Origin of the sequence: Citrobacter sp. wls757, assembly GCF_005280935.1 — a bacterium.
Lineage (GTDB): Bacteria > Pseudomonadota > Gammaproteobacteria > Enterobacterales > Enterobacteriaceae > Citrobacter > Citrobacter portucalensis.
This window is the reverse complement of sequence record NZ_SZWU01000076.1, coordinates 152,909-160,530: the sequence shown is the minus strand read 5'-3', so window position 1 is coordinate 160,530 and position 7,622 is coordinate 152,909. Positions and strand designations below refer to the sequence as shown.

Annotated in this window: 7 protein-coding genes; 6 read left to right on the top strand and 1 reads right to left on the bottom strand. The window is 51.3% G+C overall.

Annotated features, from left to right (window positions below):
* On the top strand, positions 1-998 hold a 998-nt coding region (phoQ, locus tag FDW94_RS21245; RefSeq protein ID WP_249358660.1), incomplete at its 5' end, for a two-component system sensor histidine kinase PhoQ.
* 92 nt (positions 999-1,090) lie between these two features.
* Positions 1,091-2,212: a [50S ribosomal protein L16]-arginine 3-hydroxylase gene (roxA, locus tag FDW94_RS21240; protein ID WP_003030786.1), complete on the top strand. Its 1,122-nt coding sequence runs from the start codon at positions 1,091-1,093 to the stop codon at positions 2,210-2,212.
* Between the two features lie 102 nt (positions 2,213-2,314).
* Here roxA and pepT read toward each other — a convergent pair whose 3' ends face one another.
* On the bottom strand, positions 2,315-3,541 hold the full coding sequence (gene pepT / locus FDW94_RS21235; protein ID WP_137378216.1) for a peptidase T: 1,227 nt from the start codon (positions 3,539-3,541) through the stop codon (positions 2,315-2,317).
* Positions 3,542-3,791: 250 nt separating this feature from the next.
* Between pepT and potA the strand changes: the two genes are divergently transcribed.
* Genes potA through potD form a run of 4 tightly spaced genes read left to right on the top strand, consistent with a single transcriptional unit; the run spans position 3,792 to position 7,619 of the window.
* Positions 3,792-4,928, top strand: coding sequence for a spermidine/putrescine ABC transporter ATP-binding protein PotA (potA, locus tag FDW94_RS21230; protein ID WP_137378215.1), 1,137 nt, complete (start codon positions 3,792-3,794; stop codon positions 4,926-4,928).
* Positions 4,912-5,769 (top strand): spermidine/putrescine ABC transporter permease PotB, encoded by an 858-nt coding sequence (gene potB, locus FDW94_RS21225; RefSeq protein ID WP_032943032.1) that lies wholly within the window; start codon positions 4,912-4,914, stop codon positions 5,767-5,769. Before potA ends, potB begins: the two co-directional genes overlap by 17 nt.
* Positions 5,766-6,545: a spermidine/putrescine ABC transporter permease PotC gene (potC, locus tag FDW94_RS21220; protein WP_003030794.1), complete on the top strand. Its 780-nt coding sequence runs from the start codon at positions 5,766-5,768 to the stop codon at positions 6,543-6,545. The genes potB and potC overlap by 4 nt, the downstream gene beginning before the upstream one ends.
* Positions 6,546-6,572: 27 nt before the next feature.
* The gene (gene potD, locus FDW94_RS21215; RefSeq protein ID WP_003030797.1) at positions 6,573-7,619 is read left to right on the top strand and encodes a spermidine/putrescine ABC transporter substrate-binding protein PotD; all 1,047 of its coding nucleotides are present in this window, start codon (positions 6,573-6,575) and stop codon (positions 7,617-7,619) included.
* Positions 7,620-7,622 lie beyond the last annotated feature (3 nt).

Sequence of the window (7,622 nt, the reverse complement as noted above, 5' to 3'; positions counted from 1 at the left end):
CCCACTCCGTGGCGGTGAACGTCTACCCCGCCACTGCCAGAATGCCGCAACTGACCATTGTAGTTGTCGATACCATTCCTATAGAGCTGAAGCGCTCTTATATGGTCTGGAGTTGGTTTATTTATGTGCTGGTCGCCAATCTGTTGCTGGTCATTCCGCTGTTATGGGTGGCCGCCTGGTGGAGCCTGCGGCCGATTGAATCGCTGGCCCGCGAAGTCCGTGAGCTTGAGGAACATCATCGTGAGATGCTAAACCCCGCTACCACACGCGAATTGACCAGCCTGGTTCGTAATCTCAATCGACTTTTAAAAAGTGAACGTGAGCGCTACGATAAATACCGCACCACGTTAACCGATCTCACTCATAGCCTGAAAACGCCACTGGCCGTACTGCAAAGTACGTTGCGCTCAATGCGTAATGAAAAGATGAACGTCAGCGACGCAGAGCCTATCATGCTGGAACAAATCAGCCGTATTTCCCAACAGATAGGCTATTACCTGCATCGCGCCAGTATGCGTGGCAGCAGTGCCCTACTCAGCCGCGAGCTGCACCCGGTCGCGCCGTTGCTGGATAAGCTCACCTCGGCGCTGAATAAGGTATATCAGCGCAAAGGGGTCAACATTAATCTCGATATCTCACCTGAGATCAGCTTTGTGGGCGAACAGAATGATTTTGTCGAGGTATTGGGCAACGTCTTGGATAACGCCTGTAAATATTGTCTGGAGTTTGTCGAGATTTCGGCGCAACTGTCTGAGGATCAGTTGCATATTCTGGTCGAAGACGATGGTCCTGGTATTCCGCAAAGCAAACGGGAAGTGGTGTTTGACCGCGGACAGCGCGTAGATACGCTACGTCCAGGACAAGGCGTCGGTCTGGCGGTGGCGCGAGAAATCACCGAACAGTATGACGGGCAGATTATTGCTGGTGATAGCCTGCTGGGTGGTGCGCGCATGGAAGTTATTTTTGGCCGCCAGCAGCCGGGCCAGAAAGACGAGTAATCGTCGCATGTAATAAATATGTACTGACTTCACGCTTGAGGTTAAGTATCCGTTATAATCGGTTGCAGATACCAGCCTGCGGGATGCTCACTATGGAATACCAACTCACACTTAATTGGCCCGATTTTCTTGAACGCCACTGGCAGAAACGCCCGGTGGTCTTAAAACGCGGGTTTAACAACTTTATTGATCCTCTTTCTCCTGACGAACTGGCTGGACTGGCAATGGAAAGCGAAGTCGACAGCCGACTCGTCAGCCATCAGGATGGTAAATGGCAGGTTAGCCACGGTCCCTTCGAAAGCTACGACCATCTTGGCGAGAACAACTGGTCTTTGCTGGTGCAGGCGGTCAACCACTGGCACGAACCTACCGCCGCGCTGATGCGCCCGTTCCGTGAATTACCGGACTGGCGTATCGACGATCTGATGATTTCTTTCTCTGTACCCGGTGGCGGCGTTGGCCCGCACCTGGATCAGTACGATGTATTTATCATTCAGGGAACCGGTCGTCGTCGCTGGCGCGTAGGCGAAAAGCTGCAGTTGAAGCAGCACTGCCCTCACCCGGATCTCCTTCAGGTCGACCCGTTTGAAGCTATCATCGATGAAGAGCTGGAACCCGGCGATATCCTGTACATTCCACCGGGATTCCCGCACGAAGGCTATGCGTTAGAAAACGCGATGAACTATTCGGTTGGCTTCCGTGCGCCAAACACTCGCGAGCTGATCAGCGGCTTCGCCGATTACGTTTTACAACGCGAACTGGGCAGCACCTATTACAGCGATCCTGATCTGCCACCGCGCGATCATCCGGCAGATGTTCTGCCGCAGGAAATGGACAAGCTGCGCGAAATGATGCTGGGCCTGATTAATCAGCCAGAACATTTCCAGCAGTGGTTTGGCGAGTTTATTTCTCAGTCTCGTCATGAGCTGGATATTGCCCCGCCGGAGCCACCGTATCAGCCAGACGAAATTTATGATGCCCTGAAACAAGGTGATGTGTTAGTGCGTCTGGGCGGATTGCGCGTATTGCGCATTGGCGATGACGTCTACGCTAACGGTGAGAAAATTGATTCGCCGCATCGTCCTGCGCTGGAAGCGCTGGCCAGTCATATTGTGCTGACGGCTGAGAACTTTGAGGATGCGCTGGAAGATCCTTCTTTCCTTGCCATGCTTGCCGCGCTGGTCAACAGCGGGTACTGGTTCTTCGAAGGGTAATGCGGACTGTGCCTGATGCGACGCCATGCGTCTTATCAGGCCTACTGGAGTGAAATATTGTAGGCCGGATAAGCAAAGCGCCATCCGGCAACTACACATGCTTTATTTTTGTTTCGCGGCCAATTCAGCAATACGCACAATCACCTGCACCGCTTTTTCCATTCCTTCCAGGGTTACAAACTCATGCTTGCCATGATAGTTGTAGCCGCCAGTGAACAGATTCGGACACGGTAATCCCATAAATGACAGCTGTGCGCCGTCAGTGCCGCCACGGATCGGTTTCAGCACAGGCTCAATATCACAATCGCGCATCGCCTGCTGGGCGATATCCAGCACGTGCGGATGCTCAATCACTTTTTCGCGCATATTGTAGTAACTGTCTTCAATCACCAATTCGATATAACAGTCCGGGTGTAACCCTTTGCCGACCTTCTTGGCGATATCCATGATCTTACGTTTACACGCTTCAAACTGCTTACGGTCAAAATCACGAATAATGTAGTGCATATCCGCCCGATCGACCGTCCCTTTCATGCTCGCCAGATGATAAAAGCCTTCGTAGCCTTCCGTCTTTTCCGGGCTTTCATCTGCCGGAACCTCTGCATGAATACGCGCCGCCAGCGACAGCGCATTCACCATCACCCCTTTTGCGGTGCCGGGATGCACATTGTTGCCAACAATTTTGATATTAACCGACGCGGCGTTGAAGTTTTCAAATTCCAACTCACCTACGCCACCACCGTCAACGGTATAGGCCCACTGCGCATCGAATGCCGCAACATCAAAATACTTCGCCCCTTTACCCACTTCTTCGTCCGGCGTAAAGGCTACGCGGATATCACCGTGCGGAATATCTTTTTGGATAAGCACAGCCAGCGCGGTCATGATTTCCGCCACGCCTGCTTTATCATCCGCGCCCAGCAACGTTTTACCGTCTGTGGTGATCAGCGTCTGACCCAGAAGTTGATGCAGCACCGGGAACATCACCGGCGATAAAACTTCATCACCAATGCCTAACGCAATATCGCCACCGCGATAGTTTTCAACGATTTGCGGATTGACATTTTTACCGCTGAAATCCGGTGAGGTATCCACATGGGAAATAAAGCCGATCGCAGGAATATTACCAGCAACGTTCGCGGGTAACGTTGCCATCAGCGTGCCTTTTTCGCTCAGTGAAATATTAACCAGCCCCATCTCTTCGAGCTGTTGTTTGAGCAGTTGCAATAATTTCCACTGTCCTTCGGTGCTGGGTACCTGCCGCACGCCCGATTTTGATTGGGTGTCCAGCGACACGTAGTGTAAAAAACGCTCAAGTAGTTTATCCATGCAGTCACCCTCACTTTTTGTGACAACATTATCAATAAGCAACAAAAGACAAATATTGCGTCAGGTCACTTTTATCCCCGCAAGTGAGAATATTTCGCCCTGACATCCCCTCTGACTATAGGGCTAAGTCAGTAATTCGCAACAAGGATTGGCGATTACAATGGTTTGCCGTAGAATAACGGCCCTCATTAAGAGTCATCAAGGTGGTTAACCACAAACCCCGCATCGGTCAGCCATCCGTTGCGTTTACATGGGACAGAGTAAAAAATTGAATAAACAACCGCGTTCGCTTTCTCCACTGGTGCAATTAGCGGGAATTCGCAAAAGTTTCGATGGCAAAGAGGTGATTTCCAGCCTGGATTTGACCATCAATAATGGCGAGTTTCTTACGCTGCTTGGCCCCTCTGGCTGCGGTAAAACAACCGTTCTTCGTCTGATTGCCGGTCTGGAAGCGGTTGATTCCGGTCATATTTTGTTGGACAACGAGGACATCACTCACGTTCCAGCGGAAAATCGCTACGTGAATACCGTCTTCCAAAGCTATGCGCTATTCCCCCACATGACTGTGTTTGAGAATGTGGCCTTTGGTTTGCGCATGCAAAAAACGCCCGCAGCCGACATTTCTCCCCGCGTTACCGAAGCCCTGCGCATGGTGCAACTGGAAGAGTTCGCCCAGAGAAAACCGCATCAACTTTCCGGCGGACAGCAGCAGCGCGTAGCGATTGCCCGAGCAGTGGTCAACAAACCCCGCTTACTCTTGTTAGATGAATCCCTCTCTGCGCTGGACTACAAACTGCGTAAGCAGATGCAGAATGAACTGAAAGCACTGCAGCGTAAGCTTGGTATCACTTTTGTCTTTGTCACACACGATCAGGAAGAAGCGCTAACCATGTCCGACCGCATCGTGGTGATGCGCGATGGTAAGATTGAGCAGGACGGTACGCCGCGCGAAATCTACGAAGAGCCAAAGAATCTGTTTGTCGCCGGGTTTATCGGCGAGATCAATATGTTTAACGCCACGGTGATTGAACGTCTGGATGAACAGCGTGTTCGTGCTAACGTTGAAGGCCGCGAGTGCAATATTTATGTCAACTTCGCGGTAGTTCCCGGACAAAAGCTGCACGTCCTGTTACGCCCTGAAGATTTGCGCGTTGATGAAATCAATGATGATAATCATATCGAAGGCCTGATCGGCTACGTGCGCGAACGCAACTACAAAGGCATGACGCTGGAGTCGGTTGTAGAACTGGAAAATGGCAAGATGGTGATGGTCAGCGAATTCTTCAACGAAGACGATCCTGACTTTGACCACTCGCTCGACCAGAAAATGGCAATTAACTGGGTAGAAAGCTGGGAGGTCGTACTGGCTGATGAAGAGCACAAGTAAATTCCAGAGTGTGGTGATCTTCACCATTGTCGGTTGGCTTGTGTTATTTGTCTTTCTGCCCAACCTGATGATCATCGGCACCAGCTTTTTGACCCGTGACGACGCCAATTTCGTCAAAATGGTCTTTACGCTGGAGAACTATACGCGCCTGCTCGATCCGCTCTATTTTGAGGTACTGGTTCACTCCCTCAATATGGCGCTGATTGCCACGCTCGCCTGTCTGGTACTCGGCTACCCGTTTGCCTGGTTTTTGGTGAAACTGCCGGAAAAAGTACGCCCGCTGCTGCTGTTCCTGCTGATTGTTCCGTTCTGGACCAATTCCCTTATTCGCATCTACGGACTCAAAATTTTCCTCAGCACCAAAGGCTATCTCAACGAGTTTCTGTTATGGCTCGGCGTTATCGATACACCCATTCGCATTATGTTTACTCCCAGCGCGGTGATTATCGGGCTGGTATACATCCTGCTGCCGTTTATGGTGATGCCGCTCTATTCCAGCATTGAAAAGCTCGATAAACCGCTGCTGGAAGCCGCACGCGATTTAGGCGCCAGTAAGCTTCAGACCTTCACCCGCATCATTATTCCGTTAACGATGCCGGGGATTATCGCCGGATGTTTGCTGGTCATGCTGCCCGCAATGGGGCTGTTTTACGTTTCCGACTTAATGGGCGGCGCGAAAAACCTGCTGATTGGTAACGTAATTAAAGTTCAGTTCCTGAACATCCGCGACTGGCCGTTTGGTGCAGCCACCAGCATTACGCTGACCATCGTGATGGGTCTGATGCTGCTGATCTACTGGCGCGCCTCCCGCTTACTGAACAAGAAGGTGGAACTCGAATGATCGGTCGACTGCTTCGCGGCGGTTTTATGACCGCTATCTACGCGTATCTGTATATTCCAATCATCATTCTGATTGTGAACTCCTTTAACAGTTCGCGCTTTGGCATCAACTGGCAGGGTTTTACTACTAAATGGTACGGCCTGCTGATGAATAACGACAGCCTGTTGCAGGCGGCGCAGCACTCGCTGACGATGGCGGTGCTATCCGCCACCTTTGCCACCTTGATCGGCTCACTCACTGCGGTTGCGCTGTACCGTTACCGTTTTCGCGGTAAACCGTTCGTCAGTGGCATGCTGTTCGTGGTGATGATGTCGCCGGATATTGTGATGGCAATATCTCTGCTGGTGCTGTTTATGCTGATCGGCATTCAACTGGGCTTCTGGTCGCTGCTGTTCTCGCATATCACTTTTTGTCTGCCTTTTGTGGTGGTGACGGTTTACTCTCGCCTGAAAGGTTTTGATGTCCGCATGCTTGAGGCGGCTAAAGATTTGGGTGCCAGCGAAGTAACTATTCTGCGCAAGATAATACTGCCACTGGCTATGCCTGCGGTGGCTGCGGGTTGGTTGCTGAGTTTTACGCTGTCGATGGATGATGTTGTTGTTTCATCTTTCGTCACCGGACCGGGTTATGAAATTTTGCCATTAAAAATCTACTCAATGGTTAAAGTCGGCGTATCACCAGAGGTGAACGCGCTGGCGACCATTTTGTTGGTTCTGTCGCTGGTTATGGTGATTGCCAGCCAGCTTATTGCACGTGATAAAACCAAGGGCCGCTAAGGCCCTTAATTCAGGGGACGTTAAATGATGAAAAAATGGTCACGCCACCTGCTCGCGGCGGGTGCTCTGGCACTGGGGATGAGCGCCGCTCACGCGAATGACAACAACACACTCTATTTCTATAACTGGACTGAATACGTCCCACCGGGTCTGCTGGAACAGTTCACCAAAGAAACCGGCATTAAGGTTATCTATTCGACCTACGAGTCGAATGAAACCATGTACGCCAAGCTCAAAACCTATAAAGACGGCGCATACGATTTGGTGGTTCCGTCCACCTATTACGTCGATAAAATGCGTAAAGAAGGCATGATCCAGAAGATCGACAAGTCGACGTTGACCAACTTCCACAACCTCGATCCGGAAATGCTCAACAAGCCGTTTGACCCAAACAATGACTACTCCATCCCGTATATCTGGGGTGCAACGGCCATTGGCGTCAACAGCGATGCTATCGATCCGAAAACCGTCACCAGTTGGGCCGATCTGTGGAAGCCGGAGTACAAAGGCAGTCTGCTTTTAACGGATGATGCGCGAGAAGTGTTCCAGATGGCGCTGCGCAAGCTGGGATATTCCGGCAATACCACCGATCCTAAAGAGATTGAAGCCGCCTATAACGAGTTGAAGAAGCTGATGCCTAACGTTGCGGCATTTAACTCTGACAACCCGGCCAACCCGTATATGGAAGGCGAAGTTAATCTGGGGATGGTGTGGAACGGCTCCGCGTATGTTGCGCGTCAGGCGGGCACACCGTTGGAAGTGGTATGGCCGAAAGAAGGTGGCATTTTCTGGATGGACAGCCTGTCTATTCCGGCTAACGCGAAAAACAAAGAAGGTGCGCTGAAGCTGATTAACTTCCTGCTGCGCCCGGACGTCGCGAAAGAAGTCGCAGAAACTATCGGTTACCCGACGCCGAACCTGGCAGCACGCAAGCTGTTAAGTCCTGAGGTCGCGAACGACAAAACGCTCTACCCTGACGCGGAAACCATCAACAAAGGGGAATGGCAAAACGATGTCGGTTCCGCCAGCGCTATCTACGAAGAGTATTATCAGAAGCTAAAAGCAGGACGCTAATAC